Here is a 17,529-nt window from a genome sequence, read left to right as displayed (position 1 = left end):
GACTCATGGACCTGAGATTCATGACGTTGTCCCCCGCCCGAGGAATGACGAGCCACGCGCCAGGCGGGCCTTCAGGCCGTCAGCGATGAAGTCGGCGAGTTTTTCAGCTTCCTTCCACTTGGTCGTGCGGCGGGTGGGGTCGAAGTCGTGGGTTCGAACCAGGGCGCGTAGCACCGGCATCGGCTGGTCGCGCAGCCACAGGCGGAAGTCGGTTTCGCTGCGCTGGTTCCATTCAGCATGAATGTCCGGCAGTTCGGCGGGCGGCGTGGCGCGTTGTTTGGGGGGCTTGGCTGACCCTGCCGGCAGACTGGTCAACACATCATCCAGGCGCGCGGCGAAGTCGGGGTTGCGCCCCGCTTCGTCGGCAAGGAGATCGACCAGCCCGCGCAGCAGCTTGATCAGGGCTTTCTCGTTTCGCATAGTGTTTTGATTTCCTTGGCCAGCCCGCGGATGGATTCGTATGCCGTGCCGTATTTTCCCTTGAATGTGCGGATGTCGGCATCCACGTCCGCGCCACGTGCGACATTCACGGTCTGTGGAATGCTGTTGGCGAAGAGGGGCGGCTGGGGCAGCGCACCCGCTTCGCCGAAACGACCGAGACGCCCGGCGCCCAGGTCATCCATGACGCGGCGATGGAGATTGTTGCCCTGAACCTTGGTGGCGACGATGCCGAGCGACGGGATGGGCCGATCGATGTCGTCGGCAAAACGCTGGACGTTGTCGACGATCTGGTAGATGCCCCAGGTGGAGAGGATGTCTGGGATGGTGGGAATGACGTATCCCGTGGAAATGCGCAGGCCGTTCTTGGTGACCGTGCCGAGGCTCGGCGGGCAATCGATGATCACGTAGTCGTACCGGTCGATGACCGGCTGCAGGGCGTGCTTCAGGATGTCCAGCGGGTTGACGGTGAAGTTGCCCGACAACGCGATCATCGGGATGCGGTCCTGAATGTCGATCAGACGTATGCTCGACGGCAGCAGGTCGAGACGCGCAATGCCATCGTTGATGGTGGAGACGCCGCGGGCGATGGATTTCTCGATCTCGAACTTCGGCGGATCGTTGGGGTTCAGCCGATCGGCGAACAGTTGGGCGACCGTCTGCCCCGCCTTGTCCATCTCCGCCCAGCGTTCCTCGGAGATCAGCGTGACACTGGCGTTGGTCTGCGGGTCGAGATCCACGACCAGAACGTGCTTGCGCTCTTCCTGCGCAAGGATTTCAGCGACGCCGACCGCGGTCGTGGTCTTGCCGACGCCGCCCTTCAGGTTGATGAAACTCAGGACGTGCGTGGCTTCGCCCTTGAAGTTCTTGACCCAGGCCTCGACCACCTCTCGATCCCAGACCGGGCCGCTCTGGAGCGTTTTCACCGGGCGCGGAAAGTGGTCATAGCGCTGGCGCCAGTTGCTGACGACTTGGCGAGTGACCTTGGCGAGATCGGCGATCTCGCTGATGCCGACGAGGTTGCTCGAATCCATGATGTGCCCCACGACTTGTTTCAGTTGAACCAATCGTAGGCGCGTTTGTTTATTGTGTCAACAGATCGGCTAGTTTGTTTACGCAAGCAGCAAGTAAGCCGGCGTGCCGTTTCCTCTGGACAAGCGATGCCTTCATCCAACCGCTTGAACGGTCAGCACGTAACTTGTTGATATTTAAAGGGGCCGCCGACGACCCTTGCGGACTTCGGCCCTTCGCCGGGGAGCGATGCCGGAGAGAATAACGGCGCGGAGAGAGCAGAATGTTGCCCGAAGTGGGCGAGACGGCCGGGGAAGGAAGTCCGCAGAAATCCGCAGGAGTCCCCGCGAACACGCGGGAGCGCGCAAGAAAAAAGGCCAACAGCGAACTGTTGACCTTTGTGTATTGGTGGAGCTGCCGGGAATCGAACCCGGGTCCTACGGCATTCCCTCAAGGCTTCTCCGTGCGCAGTTCGCTATGCCTCTACTCGGATCTCCTGATCACGCGAACAAGTCAGGATGACGATCCCAGTCGCTGTTTGGTGTCCCGCTAGGTCCCGCGACCGGACCTAGCGGTTGATCCCTCTAGCTGATGCCAGACACCGGGTCGAGGGCGCTCCCGGGCTGACAGACTAGCCGTCGCTTAGGCAGCGAGGGCGTAGTCGCGCTGATGAGAATCGGCGCTTAATTGGTTACAGCGACGCTTACGGTGGTCTCTTGCCTGCACCGGCACGCTTCCCTTGATTCGACGCTCGAAGTCGAAACCGTTCAGCCCCATGTTCAGTTGTCCAACATCACCCTGCCCGTCGGACAGGACCCTTCATTCTACCGATTGTGTAACCGCGGGTCACGGCAGTTTCTTCCCGGCCGGTCACAGCCTCAAATCACGAAGTTGAGGTGCTCGACGATGCGCCGGCCGACGGCCTCGTCCCCGCCGTATGACACGGCGTCCTGATGCTCCGCCAGCGTGGTGCGCCCGCCCGCCAACCGGGTGAACAAAAATCCGTCGAGCCGGATCGTCGCCGTCGCGTCCGCGCCGCCGAAGTCGGCCACGACGCGACCACGTCCGTCGACCGCCACGTTGATGGTGCGGGCCAGCGGCCCGGTCAGCTCGATGGATACCCGGGACCCGTCCGGTGCCCCGCCCAGTTTGCCGACGACGCGGCCCATCGCGGTGGCCATCTCGTCGAGCGCCAAGTTCGCCGCGGGCCGGGCCAGCTCGGCGTCGGCGGCGGGCTTCGCGACGGCGTCGCGGATGTCGTGCTCATGCATCCAGCAGTCGAAGATGCGCACCCGCATGAACCGTCCGTAGCTGTCCGGCCCGGCGGGCGTGGGCGTCACCGCGTTCCAGTCGTCGTCGGACATGCCCGTCAGCGCCCGGCGCCTGTCGGTCGTCACGGCGCGGAACTGGTCGAGCAGCTCGGCGTGGCTGACCCCACGAAATTTGCAGACCCAGCGTTCGTTCAACGCGCCGAAATCGTTGCGGACGTGCTCGAGCGTGGAGACGTCGATGTCGACCTCCGGGGTCTCGACGCCCTGCAGCATCGACTCCACACCGACCAGGTGCGCCACCACGTCATGGACCGACCAGCCCGGCAGCGACGTCGGCGCCGTCCACTCGCCGTCGGACAACCCGGCCGCCAGCGCGGTGATGTCGTCCCACTCCGCGAATAGGCCGTCGAGGACGGCGGACTTGTCCAGAAGGGTCAAGGGGCGGCTACTCACCGGGCAGACGGTAGCGCTCGCAAGCCGCGAGCGACCGCAAATGCCGCGAATTACCTCGGGCTAGGGCATCCCTTTGACGCGACGGCCGAGTTCGCGCGTCACCTCACGCTGGGCGTCGCGACGGGCCAGGTCCTGACGCTTGTCGTGGGCCTGCTTGCCGCGGGCCAACGCCAATTCGACCTTGACCTTGCCTTCGGAGAAGTACAGCGACAGCGGCACCAGCGTCAGGTTGCCGTCGCGGATCTTGCCCATCAGCATGTCGATCTGGCGCCGGTGCAACAGCAGCTTGCGGTTGCGCCGCGGCGCGTGGTTGGTCCAGCTGCCGTGGTGATACTCGGGGATGTGCAGGTTGCGCAGCCAGACCTCGCCGTCGTCGACGGTGGCGAACGCGTCGGCCAGCGACGCCTGCCCGTCGCGCAGGCTCTTGACCTCGGTGCCCATCAACGCGATACCGGCCTCGAAGGTCTCGAGGATCGAATAGTTGTGCCGCGCCTTGCGATTGGTCGCAACGACTCGGTTGTTGCTGTTCCTCGACGGGTCGGCTTTCTTGGACACGGCTATCTTCGAACGTAGAGCCGCAGCGTGACGTACGCGGTGACACCGGCCATCGCCACACCCACGAACAGCAGGATCGGTGAAATGTAAAGGATGTCGGCGTAGTCGATCCGGGCGATCAGATTGGCTCGGTAGAACTGGTCGAGCGCGTTCTCCAGGAATACCGCCCGCACCACGATCAGCCCCAGGATCGCGATGATCACACCGGCCAGCGCCGCCACCATAGCCTCCACCAGAAACGGCAACTGCGTGTACCAGCGGCTGGCGCCGACCAGTCGCATGATGCCGATCTCCGTGCGGCGGGTGTACGCCGCGACTTGAACCATGTTGGCGATCAACAGAACTGCGCCGATGGCCTGCACCAGTGCCACGGCGAACGCCGCGTTGCTCAACCCGTCGAGCACGGCGAACAACCGGTCGATCAGATCTTTCTGGTTGAGCACATTGAGCACACCGGGCTGGCCGACCATCGCCTCGTCGAAATCCTGGTGCTGCTCGGGGTTTTCGAGCTTGACGATGAACGACGCCGGAAACGCCTCCTTGCCGGCGACGTCTTTGTACTGCGGGAACTTCTTGATCGCGTCGTTGTAGGCGTCGTCGCGATTGAGGAACCGGACCGACTGCACGTCGTCGCGGTCCTCGATCTGCGCCCGCAGCGCCTTGCACGGGTCGGCGTCACACGTCGGGTCGTTGGCCGACACGTCGTTGGTCAAAAAGACCTGACTCTCCACCCGGTCCAGATAGATGTCGCGCGATTGGTCGGCCAGCCGCACCACCAGCAGGCCACCGCCGAACAGGCCGATCGAGATGGCGGTCGTCAGGATCATCGCGACCGTCATGGTGACGTTGCGACGAAGCCCGGTCAGAACCTCATTGATGAGGAAGCCAAAGCGCACTTAGCGATCCATTCCGTAGACGCCGCGCTGCTCGTCGCGAATCAGCCGGCCCAGTTCGAGTTCGACGACGCGCTGCCGCATCGAGTCGACGATGTGATGGTCGTGGGTGGCCATCAGCACCGTGGTGCCCGTGCGGTTGATGCGCTCGAGCAGATCCATGATGTCCTTGCTGGTTTCGGGATCCAGGTTGCCCGTCGGCTCGTCGGCCAGCAGCACCAGCGGCCGGTTGACGAAGGCACGCGCGATGGCCACCCGCTGCTGTTCGCCGCCGGACAGCTCGGCGGGCAGCCGGTTGGCCTTACCCGACAGCCCGACCATCTCCAGCACGTCGGGCACCACGCGGTTGATCACCTCGGTGCGCTTGCCGATGACTTCCAGTGCGAAGGCGACGTTCTCGAACACCGTCTTCTGCTGCAGCAGCCGGAAGTCCTGGAAGACACAGCCCAGCACCTGGCGCAGGCTGGGGATGTGGCGGCCCGGCAGCTTGTTCACGTGGAACTTCGACACCCGGATGTCGCCCGCGGTCGGGGTCTCCTCGGCCAGCAGCAGCCGCATGAACGTCGACTTGCCCGACCCCGACGGCCCGATGAGAAAGACGAATTCACCCTTGTCGATCTTGAGCGACACGTTGTCCAGCGCGGGTCGCGCCGACGACTTGTACTGCTTCGTCACATGGTCGAGGGTGATCACGGCTCGCCAGTGTAGCGGTGCATTTGGGGAGGCTCGGTCACTGCTGGGGAGCGGGCGTGGTGGGCGCCCCTCCCGGCGGGGCCGTCGTCGGTGACGGAGTCGGCGATTGGTCGGGCGCCTCGGCAGGCGGCTGCGTGTCAGTCGGCGATTCGGTCGGTGACGTCGGACTGGTCGGCGAGGTCGGACTGGTCGGTGACGTCGGACTGGTCGGCGACGTCGGCGACGTTGTCGTGGTCTCGGTGGGGCTGGTCGTCGGCGTGGTGGTCGTGACGACGGGTTCCCGCGGCCGCCGCACATTGGTTCGCGGCACCCACGTGTAGTTGGGGTCGGGGACGAAGCCCGGCGGCACCACCTGGGTGGCCGGCACCTCGGGTGGCTTCGCCGGGGGCTCGACGTTGTGATACACCCAGAACAGCGCTATGAACGCGACGAGCAGCACCACCGTCGACACCCGCATGCGGCCGAGCTTGGCCGTGAACCAGGACCTCATTTCTTCTGCTCCGGCGGGCCCTGGGTCTCTTCCTCCGCACCGCCGGCCGTAGCGGGATGGACAATGGCGCCCACCATCGGGGCAGACCCGTCACCGGTGGTCACGACTCCCGCCCGGCGCAACGCACGCACCACGAGCACCCGCAGCCTGCGACCGACCTCGAACTGTCTGCCCGGCAGGGTGCGGGCCACCATGCGCAGATTGACGGTGTCCAGCTGGATGCTCTCCACACCCATCAACTGGGGCGCATCCAGCAGCAGCTTGGACAGGTCGCGGTCCTCGATGGCCTTCTCCGCGACCTCGTGCAGCACATCGTTGACCAGGTTGAGGTCCGCAGACGCCGGCACTGGAATGTCGATGACGGCTCGGGCCCAATCCTTCGACAGGTTCACCGATTTGACGATCTGACCGTTCGGGATGGTCATCATCTCGCCCTCGGTTGAGCGCAGCTTGGTGACGCGAAGAGTGACATCTTCCACCGTGCCCTCCGCCGGCGCGGCGATGCCGGCGACCGTCAAAGACACCAGATCACCGAAGCCGTACTGCTTTTCGGTGATGATGAAGAAGCCGGCGAGCAGGTCCTGGACCAGGCGCTGGGCGCCAAAGCCGAGCGCGGCACCGAGCACCGCGGCGGGCGCGACGAGCGATCCGACCGGGATGGCGAGGATGGAGGTGACCTGCACGATCACGATGACGAAAAGCAGCGCGACCGACACCCACGAGATCACCGACGCGACAGCCTGGCGGTGCTTGGCGCTCTCCGAGCGCACCAACTGGTCGCTTTCCTGATATTCAGCGTCGATGCGCCGGACGATTCTGCGCGCCGCCCAATTGATAAACCGGGCGGCCAGCAGGCCGCCAATCAGGTAGAGCGCGATCGGCACCCCCCTGGTCAGGATCCATTCGCCGATGGTGCCGAGCCAGAAGCTATCCCAGCGTTCGCCCGCCGATACTGCTAATACGGTGCTATTCGTCATCACGTCTGTTGCGCCACCGAATCCCGGCTTCGAGGAATCCGTCGATGTCTCCGTCCAGTACCGCAGCCGGATTGCCGACTTCGTACTCGGTGCGCAAGTCCTTCACCATCTGGTAGGGGTGCAATACGTAGGACCGCATTTGGTTGCCCCACGAGCTGCCGCCGTCGCCCTTTAATGCGTCGAGCTCAGCGCGTTCTTCTAAACGCTTGCGCTCCAACAGTTTTGCCTGAAGCACGCGCATCGCTGACACCTTGTTCTGCAGCTGCGACTTCTCGTTCTGGCAGGTGACCACGATACCGGTCGGGATGTGGGTGAGTCGAACGGCCGAGTCGGTGGTGTTGACCGACTGACCGCCCGGGCCCGAGGACCGGTACACGTCGACACGCACGTCGGAATCCGGGATGTCGATGTGGTCGGTGGTCTCGGTGACGGGCAGCACTTCCACTTCGGCAAACGACGTCTGGCGCCGACCCTGGTTGTCGAACGGGCTGATGCGCACCAGCCGATGCGTGCCCTGCTCGACCGACAGCGTGCCGTAGGCAAACGGCGCGTGCACGACGAACGTCGCGCTCTTGATGCCGGCCTCTTCGGCGTAGGAGGTGTCGAACACCTCGACCGGATAGTTGTGCTTTTCCGCCCAGCGGATGTACATCCGCATCAGCATTTCGGCCCAGTCGGCGGCGTCCACCCCGCCCGCGCCGGAGCGGATGTTGACCAGCGCCTCACGCTCGTCGTACTCGCCGGACAGCAAAGTGCGCACTTCCATCGCCTCGATGTCCTCGCGCAGCTTCTTGCGCTCGGCTTCGGCCTCGGCGAGCTCGTCGGTGCCACCCTCCTCCGCGGCCAGCTCGTAGAGCACAGGCAGATCGTCCAGACGCTGGCGAAGCTCTTCGACACGGCGCAGCTCGTTTTGCGCGTGGGACAGTTCACTGGTCACCCGCTGGGCCCGGGCCTGGTCGTCCCACAGGTTGGGATCGGACGCCTCGTGCTCCAGCTTCTCGATGCGGGCGCGCAGACCGTCGACGTCGAGCACCCGCTCCACCGTGGTCAGGGTGGAGTCGAGGGCGGCGATATCGGCTTGACGGTCAGGATCCACAATCGTCCACGTTACCGACTTGCGACTTCACTGCGTCTTCCGGCAGTTGACTTGGCACACGTTTAGCATCGGGGTGTAACCCGCCCGGCGATGCGCGACAGCCCTTGCGTGCGGCCGGGCAAGCGACACAAGGCAGCGACAGAAGGCACTGTATATATGCCCCAAATGCGCCCGTACCACGTGGCGATCGTCGGCGCCGGCCCTTCCGGATACTTTGCGGCTGCGTCGCTGCTGAAGTTCGCCGACGCCAACGAAGACGCCAGCCAAAAAAGAGATGTGCGCGTCGACATGCTCGAGATGCTGCCCACACCGTGGGGCCTGGTGCGCTCCGGCGTCGCCCCCGACCATCCGAAGATCAAGTCGATCAGCGCGCAGTTCGAGAAGACGGCGCTGGATCCACGCTTTCGGTTCTTCGGCAACATCGCGGTGGGCGAGCATGTGAAGGCCAACGAGCTCGCCGAGCGCTACGACGCCGTGATCTATGCCGTCGGTGCGCAGTCCGACAAGTCGCTGAACATTCCGGGCGAGGACCTGCCGGGCAGCATCGCCGCCGTCGACTTCGTCGGCTGGTACAACGCCCACCCGCACTTCGAGGAGATCACCCCCGACCTCTCCTCCGGGCGGGCCGTAGTGGTCGGCAACGGCAACGTCGCCCTGGACGTGGCGCGCATCCTGGTCACCGACCCTGACGTGCTGGCCACCACCGACATCGCCGATCACGCATTGCAGGTGCTGCACGACCGCGGCGTCGAGGAGGTCCTGATCATCGGCCGGCGCGGGCCGCTGCAGGCCACGTTCACCACGCTGGAGCTGCGCGAACTCGGCGATCTGGAGGGGCTCGGCGACGTCGACGTGATCGTCGACCCGGCCGATTTCGCCGACATCACCGACGAAGACCTGGACGCGGCGGGAAAGACCGTGCGCAACAACATCAAGGTGCTGCGGGGATACGCCGAACGCGAGCCCAAGGGCGCCAAGCGCCGGATCGTATTCCGGTTCCGCACGTCGCCGATCGAGCTGCGCGGCGAAGGCCGGGTGGAATCGATCGTGCTGGGCCGCAACGAGCTGGTCACCGACGACTCCGGGCGCGTCGTCGCCAAGGACACCGGCGCCCGCGAGGAACTGCCCGCGCAGCTGGTGGTGCGGGCGGTGGGCTACCGCGGGGTGCCCACGCCGGGTCTGCCGTTCGACGATCGCAGCGGCACGATCCCCCATACCGCCGGCCGGGTGGAGGGCAGCCGCAATGAGTATGTCGTCGGCTGGATCAAGCGTGGGCCCACCGGGGTCATCGGCAGCAACAAGAGCGACTCGCAGGAAACCGTCGACACGCTGGTCCGCGATCTTGCGGGCGCCCAGCTGGCCGACTTCGGCCCAGACCACTCCTCAGAGCTGGTCGAATGGCTGCTGGAGCGCCAGCCCAAGCTGATCACCGATGACCACTGGAAGCAGATCGACGACTACGAGCGCGCCGCCGGTCAGTCGGCGGGCCGGCCACGGGTCAAGGTGTGCAGCGTCGCGGAGCTTTTGCGCATCGCCCACGGCTGACGTGTCATCGCGACGCGAGACTGTAGTTATCGGGCACCGCACTCGCACTTTGTCTCGGTAACGACAGCCTCGCGGTGGACGCGCCTAGGCGGGCGGCTCCGGCGGGGCGAACCGCCAGTTGTCCGGGTTCTTCGGCGAGTACACCACCGGGAACAGCGAGCCCATCGTCGGCCAGTTGTCGACGTCGACAGCCATCTGTTGATAGACGACGTGCTCGTTGACCGTCGGGCCGTTGATCACACCGGTGATCGTGACGAACTGCTCCCCCGTCGCATCCGGGCGTGGACTCACCCCGGTGACGAGCAAGGTGCCGCGGGCCTGCTCACCGCTGATGCCGCGCCGCCGCATGATCCACGGTGCCGCCAGCAGCACGATCGCCCCGATCAACAACAACAGCACGCCGAATTCCCACACAGGCTCATGGTAGGACTGCAGCCATGGATGACGTGGCACTCGCGCTGCAGTTGGCTGATCAGGCCGACGCGTTGACGGTCGACCGCTTCGGCGCAATCGACCTGCACGTCGACACCAAACCCGACCTCACGCCCGTCACCGACGCGGACCGTTCGGTGGAAGCGGCCCTGCGCGAGACGCTGGCCGCACAACGGCCCGAGGACCCGGTGCTGGGCGAAGAATACGGCGGCACAACGACTTTCAGTGGACGCCAGTGGGTGATCGACCCGATCGACGGCACCAAGAACTTCGTCCGGGGCGTCCCCGTGTGGGCCACGCTGATCGCGCTGCTGCTCGACGGCGTCCCGATCGTCGGCGTGATCAGTGCGCCCGCATTGCAGCGGCGCTGGTGGGCCGGTGCGGGCGGCGGGGCGTTCGCGGCGGTGGCGGGTGGGTCGACGCGCCGGATCTCGGTGTCCTCGGTCGCCGATCTCGCCTCGGCCAGCCTGTCGTTCTCCAGTCTGTCGGGCTGGGCCAAGCTCGGATTGCGCGACCGCTTCATCGATCTCACCGACGCGGTGTGGCGGGTGCGCGCGTTCGGCGACTTCCTGTCCTATTGCCTGCTCGCCGAGGGCGCGGTCGACATCGCCGCCGAACCTGAAGTGTCCCTGTGGGATTTGGCCGCGCTAGACGTCGTGGTGCGCGAGGCGGGCGGGACGTTCACCAGTCTCGACGGCGCCGCGGGCCCGCATGGCGGCAGCGCGGTCGCGACCAACGGACTGCTGCATCACGACGTGCTGGCCAGGCTTTCCCCGGCGTAGCCTGGCGGTATCGAAGGCGACCCGTTTACCGTCCCCACCACCCACTGGCATCGCCTCGACGACGGCCGGATCCAGTGCGATGTCTGCCCGCGCGCCTGCAAGCTGCACGAGGGCCAGCGCGGGTTGTGCTTCGTGCGTGCCCGCGTCGACGACCAGATCGTGCTGAGCAGCTACGGCCGCTCCAGCGGATTCTGCATCGACCCGGTGGAGAAGAAGCCGCTCAACCACTTCCTGCCCGGTTCGGCGGTGCTGTCCTTCGGCACCGCGGGCTGCAACCTCGCCTGCAAGTTCTGCCAGAACTGGGACATCTCGAAATCCCGTGAGATCGATACGCTTGCCGGCCGGGCGACGCCTGAGGACTTGGCCCGGGCGGCCGACGAAACAGGTTGTCGCAGCGTGGCTTTCACCTATAACGATCCGACGATCTTCTGGGAGTACGCGGCCGACGTGGCCGACGCCTGCCACGCGCGCGGCATCAAGGCGATCTCGGTGACCGCGGGCTACATGTGCGCGGCCCCGCGGGCGGAGTTCTACCGCCACATCGATGCGGCCAACGTCGATCTGAAGGCCTTCACCGAGGACTTCTACCACCGTGTCTGCGTGGGCCACCTCGCAGACGTCCTCGACACCCTGGTCTACCTGTGCCACGAGACCGACGTCTGGCTCGAGATCACCACGCTGCTGATCCCCGGACACAACGACAGCGACGCCGAGATCGCCGCCGAATGCGCGTGGATCCGCGAACAGCTGGGCACCGATGTGCCGCTGCATTTCACCGCTTTTCACCCCGACTACAAGATGCTCGACACTCCGCCGACTCCGACGGAGACGCTATCCCGGGCGCGGCGGATCGCGTTGGCCGAAGGACTGCGGTTCGTCTACACCGGCAACGTCCACGACACGGAGGGCGGGACGACGTTCTGCCCCGGCTGCGGGATGGCAGTGGTGGTGCGCGACTGGTACGTGATGAGGCGGTACGCGCTGACCGACGACGGCCGCTGCCGCGGCTGCGGCACACAATTGCCCGGGGTCTACGACGGGCCGGTCGGCAGCTGGGGCGCCCGGCGGCTGCCGGTGCTGATCGCGTGACCGCCACGCGTTCAGATTGCGCCCAGGGCTGCGGATTTCCGGCTATCGCGACCCTGAGTGCAATCTCAACGGCGGGGGGATGCCGGTGTGAATTACCTAACAGAGTCGCCGTACCTTACTCCGGAGTAAGATACGGTCATGGGCATCGCCCCTGACCAAGTGAGGCTGCTGATATGACCAACACCCTTCCGTCGAAGAACGGAACCAAGCACGCGGGCCACCAAAGCGCCGTCGGCCTGCAAAAGCACAAGCGGACAGCGACCGACATCGGGTTGGCGCTGATCACGCCGATCGTCGGGCAGGAGTTCCTGGACCGCTACAACCTGCGCGACCCGCTCAACCGCGGCCTGAAATACGGTGTCAAACAAGTATTTTCAGCGGCCGGCGCGACAACTCGCCAGTTCAAGCGGATCCAAGGCGTCGGCAAGGCACCGACCCGCCTGAAGACCAGCGGCGCCGATTATTTCGACCTCACCCCCGACGAGGACCAGCAGATGATCCTCGACACGGTACGCGAATTCGCCGCCGAGATCCTGCGCCCGGCGGCCCGCGAAGCCGATGAGGCCACCACCTACCCGCCCGACCTGATCGCCAAGGCGTCGGAGTTGGGCATCACCGCCATCAACATCCCCGAGGACTTCGACGGCATCGCCGCCCACCGCTCGGCAGTGACCAACGCGCTGGTCGCCGAGGCGCTGGCGTACGGCGACATGGGCCTGGCGCTGCCGATCCTGGCGCCCGGCGGCGTCGCGGCGGCACTCACGAACTGGGGCAGCGCGGATCAGCAGGCCACCTATCTGCCCGAGTTCGCCGGCGAGAACGTCCCGCAGGCGTGCGTGTCGATCGCCGAACCGCACCCGTTGTTCGATCCGACGGCGTTGAAGACCACGGCGGTGCGCACGCCCAGCGGGTATCGGCTCAACGGCGTCAAGTCGCTGGTGCCGGCCGCCGCCGACGCCGAGCTGTTCATCGTCGGCGCGCAACTCAACGGCAAGCCTGCGCTGTTCATCGTCGAGTCCTCGTCGCAGGGCCTGTCGGTGACGCCCGATCCGAGCATGGGTATCCGGGCGGCGGCGCTCGGCCGCATCAACCTCGACAACGTGTCCGTGCCGCTGAGCGCCCGGCTCGGTGAGGACGGCGCCACCGATGACGACTACTCGGAGGCCGTCGCGCTGTCGCGGCTGGGCTGGGCCGCACTGGCCGTGGGCACGTCGCACGCGGTGCTCGACCACGTGGTGCCCTACGTCAAGGAGCGCCACGCGTTCGGCGAGCCGATCGCGCACCGTCAGGCGGTGGCCTTCATGTGCGCCAACATCGCCATCGAGCTCGACGGGCTGCGGCTGATTACCTGGCGCGGCGCGTCGCGCGCCGAGCAGGGACTGCCGTTCGCCCGGGAGGCGGCGCTGGCCAAGCGGATGGGCACCGACAAAGGAATGCAGATCGGCCTGGACGGCGTACAGCTGCTCGGCGGTCACGGTTACACCAAGGAACACCCGGTCGAACGCTGGTACCGCGACCTGCGCGCGATCGGCGTCGCCGAGGGCGTCGTCGTTATCTAGGGCCCGAAAGGTCAATCATGGCAATCAATCTGGAACTTCCCCGCAAGCTCGAAGCGGTCATCCACAAGGCCCACCAAGGCGCCGCCGAGATGCTGCGTCCGATCTCGCGCAAGTGGGACCTACGCGAACACGAATATCCGGTGGAACTCGACACACTGGCCACCCTGTTCGAAGGCATCTCGGAGGCAAAAACTTTCGCGTTCGCCGGCGCGGAAGCCTTCGCCGGTGGCGACGAGCCCAAGGATGCCAACCACAACGGCGCCAACATGTCGGCAGTCCTCAATGTGATGGAAATCAGTTGGGGCGACGTCGCATTGATGCTGTCGGTGCCCCGCCAGGGGCTGGGCAACGCGGCGATCAGCAGCGTTGCCACCCGCGAGCAGCTGGAGCGCCTCGGTAAGGACGTCTGGGCCGCGATGGCGATCACCGAGCCGAGTTTCGGCTCCGACTCCGCCGCGGTGTCCACGACGGCCAAGCTCGACGGCGACGAGTACGTCATCAACGGCGAGAAGATCTTCGTCACCGCCGGGTCGCGCGCCACGCACATCGTCGTGTGGGCGACGCTGGACAAGTCGAAGGGCCGCGCGGCCATCAAGTCGTTCATCGTGCCGCGCGAGCATCCCGGTGTCACCGTCGAACGGCTCGAGGACAAGCTCGGCATCAAGGCCTCCGACACCGCGGTGATCCGGTTCGACAACGTCCGGATCCCCAAGGAGAACCTGCTCGGTAGCCCGGAGATCGAGGTGGAGAAGGGTTTTGCCGGGGTCATGGAGACCTTCGACAACACCCGCCCGGTCGTCGCGGCCATGGCCGTGGGCATCGCCCGCGCCGCGCTGGAGGAACTGCGCAAGATCCTCACCGACGCCGGCGTGGAGATCTCCTATGACAAGCCGTCGCATGCGCAGAGCGCCCCGGCCGCGGAGTTCTTGCGGATGGAAGCCGACTGGGAGGCCTCCTACCTGCTGATGGTGCGCTCGGCGTGGCAGGCCGACAACGACATCCCGAACTCCAAGGAAGCGTCGATGGGCAAGGCCAAGGCTGGCCGGGTGGCCAGCGATATCACCCTCAAGGCGGTGGAATTGGCCGGCACCACAGGCTATTCCGAGGAGACGCTGCTGGAGAAGTGGGCCCGCGATTCCAAGATCCTCGACATCTTCGAGGGCACGCAGCAGATCCAGCAGCTGGTGGTCGCCCGCCGCCTGCTCGGGCTGTCATCGTCGGAACTGAAGTAGCTTTCACAGGCTGCGCCCGTCCGACTAGCGTCGGAGCACATGGACACGTTTCAGGCGTTGGTGGCACGACAGGACGGGGATCGCATCGCGGCGGCGGTCGAGACGCTTCAGGAATCCGATCTTCCGCCCGGTGAGGTGACGATCCGGGTGCACTACTCCAGCGTGAACTACAAGGACGCGCTGGCGCTGACGCCCAAAGGCGGTGTGGTGCGCGACTATCCGATCGTGCCCGGCATCGACCTGACCGGTGAGGTGGTGGCGTCGTCATCCGATCAGTTCGCAGTCGGCGACGCGGTGCTGGCACACGGCTACGAGATCGGCACCGGGCGGCACGGCGGGTACGCGGAGTACGCCCGGCTGCCCGCCGACTGGGTGGTGGCACTGGGTTCGTTGACGCCACGCGAGGGTGCCGCGATCGGCACGGCCGGGTTCACCGCGGCGACGAGTGTGCAGGCGCTGCAACGGCACGGCGTCACACCGCAGGACGGGCCGATCGTGGTGACCGGGGCGTCCGGCGGCGTCGGCTCGGTCAGCGTCGACCTGCTGGCCGCGGCGGGCTATGAGGTGGTGGCCTCGACCGGGAAACCCGACGCGGCCGAGCGGTTGCGCGCGTTGGGCGCCGGCGAGGTGATCGGCAGGCTGCCCGAAGACCCCGACGCCAAGCCGCGGCCGTTGGGCAAGGCGCGCTGGGCCGGGGCGATCGACTGCGTCGGCGGCGCCACCCTGGCCGACGTGCTGAGCACCGTGAACTACGGGGGCGCCGTCGCGGCCAGTGGCCTCACCGGCGGCGCCGCCCTGCACACCACCGTGATGCCGTTCATCTTGCGCGGTGTCGCCCTGCTGGGCATCGATTCGGTCCAGATGCCGATCGAGCCCCGGCGGGCGCTGTGGGAGCAGCTCGGCGGCCCCCTCAAGCCGCGGCACTTGGCCGACATTTCCCGCGACATCGACGCCAAGGACGTGGTCGGCGTGCTCGACGCGGTCCGCGCCGGCAACTACTCGGGTCGGGCGGTGGTGCGGGTGGCCGACGGGTTCTGACGCCCGACAGCCCGCGAGCGTGAAGCCACAGTCGCGGCTGAGCAGATAACAAAATCCCCTGCCACGTGTGCGGCAGGGGATTTTGTGTCAGCGGTCAGGCGCCGAGCACCCGCTGCAGGTCAGGCTTCATCTCCTGCAGCTGCTGGCCCCAGTACTCCCAGCTGTGGGTGCCGTAGGGCGGGAAGTTGAACACGGCGTTGTTGCCGCCCGCGGCGATGTAGTTGTCCTGGAACGTACGGTTCGTCCGGATCGTCAGACCCTCCAGGAACTCAGCCGGCAAGTTGGCGCCACCCAACTCGTTGGGCTTGCCGTTGCCGCAGTACACCCACAGGCGGGTGTTGTTCGCCACCAGTGTGGGGATCTGCAGCATCGGATCGTTGCGCTTCCACCCGCTGTTCGGGTCCTCGGTCGGGCCCCACATGTCGTTGGCCTTGAAGCCACCGGCGTCGCCCATGGCCATGTTGATCAGGAACGGCCAGCTGCCCTCGGACGGGTTCAAGAACGCCGACAGCGAACCGGCGTAGATGAACTGGTCGGGGTGATAGGCCGCCAGGATCATCGCGGAGTTGCCGGACATCGACAGACCCACCGCTGCGTTGCCCGTGGTCGACACGTCCTTGTTGGCGGCCAGCCACTGCGGCAACTCCTGCGTCAGGAAGGTCTCCCACTTGTAGGTCTGGCAGCCGGCCTTACCGCAGGCCGGGCCGTACCAGTCGGTGTAGAAGCTGGACTGACCGCCGACAGGCATCACGATCGACAGGCCGGACTCGTAGTACCACTCGAACGCCTGGGTCTCCAGATCCCAGCCGTTGTAGTCGTCGCGGGCGCGCAGGCCGTCGAGCAGATAGACCGCGTGGGGACCGCCGTACTGGAACTGCACCTTGATGTCACGACCCATCGACGGTGACGGGACCATCAGGTACTCGACCGGCAGACCCGGCCGAGAGAACGCTCCCGCTGTCGCTGAGCCCCCGACCAGACCCACCACGCCAGGCAGTAGGGCGGCCGCTATGGCTGCAACCGCGAAACGGCGCGCCCAATGGCCACGAATTTTGTCAACGAATGTCATGCTCCAAATCCATCCATCTTTCGGTTATCACGCCACACCCCGCGATCGAAGATCGCCCACCGGCACCGCAGCGTCTTCACTGCGCTGTCGCGCCCGCTCTACTGTGCCCGGTACGGGGAAGAGCGGACCGAGAGAATTCAGTTGTCGCGCCATGAGTAAAACACGCACTTGCAAGCTTCCAAAACCCCGGGGACGGCGCACCAAGGGCGCTTCGGCCGATAAACAAAAGGTAAGCCCGCCTTTGTTTCTATCGATTGGCGACTCCCCGAATGGGCCTGTCACCTGGGTAAAGAATGGCCTCACCGTAGGCTGCTGATCATGGCTACGCCTCGCGCAACCGGCAGCAGCCGGCTGTCGGTGGATGACTGGATTGAAGAGGGTTTCGCGATCATCGCCGAAGAAGGCCTCAAATCGCTGAAGATCGACCGGTTGTGTGACCGCCTGGGCGTCACAAAAGGCAGCTTCTACTGGCATTTCGACGATATGCAAAGCTATCGCGCCCGACTGGTGCGGGCATGGGAGCACCTTCGCGACAGCGAGCACAGCCAATTCGACGAGCTCGGCGACGTCCCGCCTCAAGAGCGGCTTTCGCAGATGATGTCCGCCCTGGTGAGCGCGCACCACTGGACGATGGAGCGCGCGATGCGCGAATGGGCCCGAACCGACGACACCGTCGCGGCCAGCATGCGCGCGGCCGATCGACGGCTGCTGCAGGTCGTCCGCCAGGCGTTTCTGGACCACGGCTTCAGTCCCGACGAGGCGGAGCTGCGGGCGAACGCGACCTTCGCCGCAGGCGTCGGCTTTATTCACCTCTCAGGTCCCACGCCCAGCCCCCGCGAGGCCGCGCAACGCGAACGGTTCATCGATCTGATGCTCAAGCCGTGACGGGCCCTTGAAACGCGGCAG

At 65.9% G+C, this 17,529-nt stretch carries 18 protein-coding genes and 1 other RNA gene; 7 read left to right on the top strand and 12 right to left on the bottom strand.

Features of this window, described 5'->3' with window-relative positions:
• Positions 1-18: 18 nt before the first annotated feature.
• The 10 genes from CWS39_RS20115 to prfB all read right to left on the bottom strand — a co-directional run bounded on the left by CWS39_RS20115 (position 19) and on the right by prfB (position 7,877).
• Positions 19-420, bottom strand: coding sequence for a hypothetical protein (locus CWS39_RS20115; protein ID WP_102144688.1), 402 nt, complete (start codon positions 418-420; stop codon positions 19-21).
• Positions 399-1,472 (bottom strand): AAA family ATPase, encoded by a 1,074-nt coding sequence (locus tag CWS39_RS20110; protein WP_102144717.1) that lies wholly within the window; start codon positions 1,470-1,472, stop codon positions 399-401. Before CWS39_RS20110 ends, CWS39_RS20115 begins: the two co-directional genes overlap by 22 nt.
• Positions 1,473-1,855: 383 nt before the next feature.
• Positions 1,856-2,224, bottom strand: a transfer-messenger RNA (tmRNA) gene (ssrA, locus tag CWS39_RS20105).
• A 103-nt stretch (positions 2,225-2,327) separates the two neighbouring features.
• Complete coding sequence (locus CWS39_RS20100) at positions 2,328-3,173, bottom strand: maleylpyruvate isomerase family mycothiol-dependent enzyme (RefSeq protein ID WP_102144687.1); 846 nt, start codon at positions 3,171-3,173, stop codon at positions 2,328-2,330.
• A 60-nt stretch (positions 3,174-3,233) separates the two neighbouring features.
• Positions 3,234-3,728 (bottom strand): SsrA-binding protein SmpB, encoded by a 495-nt coding sequence (gene smpB, locus CWS39_RS20095; protein WP_102144686.1) that lies wholly within the window; start codon positions 3,726-3,728, stop codon positions 3,234-3,236.
• Between the two features lie 2 nt (positions 3,729-3,730).
• The gene (ftsX, locus tag CWS39_RS20090) at positions 3,731-4,624 is read right to left on the bottom strand and encodes a permease-like cell division protein FtsX (RefSeq protein WP_102144685.1); all 894 of its coding nucleotides are present in this window, start codon (positions 4,622-4,624) and stop codon (positions 3,731-3,733) included.
• Positions 4,625-5,314: a cell division ATP-binding protein FtsE gene (gene ftsE / locus CWS39_RS20085; RefSeq protein WP_102144684.1), complete on the bottom strand. Its 690-nt coding sequence runs from the start codon at positions 5,312-5,314 to the stop codon at positions 4,625-4,627.
• 37 nt (positions 5,315-5,351) lie between these two features.
• A complete protein-coding gene (locus tag CWS39_RS20080; RefSeq protein WP_233213599.1) occupies positions 5,352-5,804 on the bottom strand; it encodes an Rv3103c family proline-rich protein in 453 nt (150 codons plus the stop codon).
• Entirely contained in the window at positions 5,801-6,781 is a 981-nt protein-coding gene (locus tag CWS39_RS20075) for a mechanosensitive ion channel family protein (RefSeq protein ID WP_102144683.1), read from the bottom strand. The genes CWS39_RS20080 and CWS39_RS20075 overlap by 4 nt, the downstream gene beginning before the upstream one ends.
• Complete coding sequence (gene prfB, locus CWS39_RS20070; RefSeq protein WP_102144682.1) at positions 6,771-7,877, bottom strand: peptide chain release factor 2; 1,107 nt, start codon at positions 7,875-7,877, stop codon at positions 6,771-6,773. Before prfB ends, CWS39_RS20075 begins: the two co-directional genes overlap by 11 nt.
• A 165-nt stretch (positions 7,878-8,042) precedes the next feature.
• Between prfB and CWS39_RS20065 the strand changes: the two genes are divergently transcribed.
• Positions 8,043-9,422: an FAD-dependent oxidoreductase gene (locus tag CWS39_RS20065; protein WP_102144681.1), complete on the top strand. Its 1,380-nt coding sequence runs from the start codon at positions 8,043-8,045 to the stop codon at positions 9,420-9,422.
• An 84-nt stretch (positions 9,423-9,506) separates the two neighbouring features.
• Here CWS39_RS20065 and CWS39_RS20060 read toward each other — a convergent pair whose 3' ends face one another.
• Positions 9,507-9,836: a hypothetical protein gene (locus tag CWS39_RS20060; protein ID WP_102144680.1), complete on the bottom strand. Its 330-nt coding sequence runs from the start codon at positions 9,834-9,836 to the stop codon at positions 9,507-9,509.
• A gap of 23 nt (positions 9,837-9,859) precedes the next feature.
• On the opposite strand from CWS39_RS20060, the gene hisN reads away from it, so the two are divergent.
• From hisN to CWS39_RS20035, 5 genes are all read left to right on the top strand, one after another.
• Complete coding sequence (gene hisN / locus CWS39_RS20055; protein ID WP_102144679.1) at positions 9,860-10,636, top strand: histidinol-phosphatase; 777 nt, start codon at positions 9,860-9,862, stop codon at positions 10,634-10,636.
• Between the two features lie 9 nt (positions 10,637-10,645).
• Complete coding sequence (gene amrS / locus CWS39_RS20050) at positions 10,646-11,725, top strand: AmmeMemoRadiSam system radical SAM enzyme (RefSeq protein WP_102144678.1); 1,080 nt, start codon at positions 10,646-10,648, stop codon at positions 11,723-11,725.
• 173 nt (positions 11,726-11,898) lie between these two features.
• The gene (locus tag CWS39_RS20045; protein WP_102144677.1) at positions 11,899-13,284 is read left to right on the top strand and encodes an acyl-CoA dehydrogenase family protein; all 1,386 of its coding nucleotides are present in this window, start codon (positions 11,899-11,901) and stop codon (positions 13,282-13,284) included.
• Positions 13,285-13,301: 17 nt separating this feature from the next.
• The gene (locus CWS39_RS20040) at positions 13,302-14,516 is read left to right on the top strand and encodes an acyl-CoA dehydrogenase family protein (protein ID WP_102144676.1); all 1,215 of its coding nucleotides are present in this window, start codon (positions 13,302-13,304) and stop codon (positions 14,514-14,516) included.
• A gap of 39 nt (positions 14,517-14,555) precedes the next feature.
• The gene (locus CWS39_RS20035) at positions 14,556-15,554 is read left to right on the top strand and encodes an oxidoreductase (protein WP_102144675.1); all 999 of its coding nucleotides are present in this window, start codon (positions 14,556-14,558) and stop codon (positions 15,552-15,554) included.
• A 94-nt stretch (positions 15,555-15,648) separates the two neighbouring features.
• Here the strand turns inward: CWS39_RS20035 and CWS39_RS20030 are convergent, their stop codons facing one another.
• A complete protein-coding gene (locus CWS39_RS20030; protein ID WP_102144674.1) occupies positions 15,649-16,623 on the bottom strand; it encodes an esterase family protein in 975 nt (324 codons plus the stop codon).
• A 318-nt stretch (positions 16,624-16,941) separates the two neighbouring features.
• On the opposite strand from CWS39_RS20030, the gene CWS39_RS20025 reads away from it, so the two are divergent.
• Complete coding sequence (locus CWS39_RS20025; protein WP_102144673.1) at positions 16,942-17,508, top strand: TetR/AcrR family transcriptional regulator; 567 nt, start codon at positions 16,942-16,944, stop codon at positions 17,506-17,508.
• The last annotated feature ends 21 nt before the right edge of the window (positions 17,509-17,529 follow it).

Origin of the sequence: Mycobacterium hubeiense, from assembly GCF_002838065.1 — a bacterium.
In the GTDB taxonomy this organism is placed as follows: domain Bacteria; phylum Actinomycetota; class Actinomycetes; order Mycobacteriales; family Mycobacteriaceae; genus Mycobacterium; species Mycobacterium hubeiense.
Note: the sequence above shows the minus strand (reverse complement) of the source record. Positions and strands in the feature narration are given on the sequence as shown.

Bases quoted from the DNA above. Each gene is read 5' to 3' on its own strand.
- CWS39_RS20025 (WP_102144673.1), top strand. From the start codon at position 16,942: ATGGCTACGCCTCGCGCAACCGGCAGCAGCCGGCTGTCGGTGGATGAC.
- hisN (WP_102144679.1), top strand. From the start codon at position 9,860: ATGGATGACGTGGCACTCGCGCTGCAGTTGGCTGATCAGGCCGACGCG.
- CWS39_RS20080 (WP_233213599.1), bottom strand. From the start codon at position 5,804: ATGAGGTCCTGGTTCACGGCCAAGCTCGGCCGCATGCGGGTGTCGACG.
- CWS39_RS20045 (WP_102144677.1), top strand. From the start codon at position 11,899: ATGACCAACACCCTTCCGTCGAAGAACGGAACCAAGCACGCGGGCCAC.
- CWS39_RS20110 (WP_102144717.1), bottom strand. From the start codon at position 1,472: ATGGATTCGAGCAACCTCGTCGGCATCAGCGAGATCGCCGATCTCGCC.
- CWS39_RS20035 (WP_102144675.1), top strand. From the start codon at position 14,556: ATGGACACGTTTCAGGCGTTGGTGGCACGACAGGACGGGGATCGCATC.
- CWS39_RS20040 (WP_102144676.1), top strand. From the start codon at position 13,302: ATGGCAATCAATCTGGAACTTCCCCGCAAGCTCGAAGCGGTCATCCAC.
- CWS39_RS20115 (WP_102144688.1), bottom strand. From the start codon at position 420: ATGCGAAACGAGAAAGCCCTGATCAAGCTGCTGCGCGGGCTGGTCGAT.
- CWS39_RS20065 (WP_102144681.1), top strand. From the start codon at position 8,043: ATGCGCCCGTACCACGTGGCGATCGTCGGCGCCGGCCCTTCCGGATAC.
- CWS39_RS20075 (WP_102144683.1), bottom strand. From the start codon at position 6,781: ATGACGAATAGCACCGTATTAGCAGTATCGGCGGGCGAACGCTGGGAT.
- CWS39_RS20030 (WP_102144674.1), bottom strand. From the start codon at position 16,623: ATGACATTCGTTGACAAAATTCGTGGCCATTGGGCGCGCCGTTTCGCG.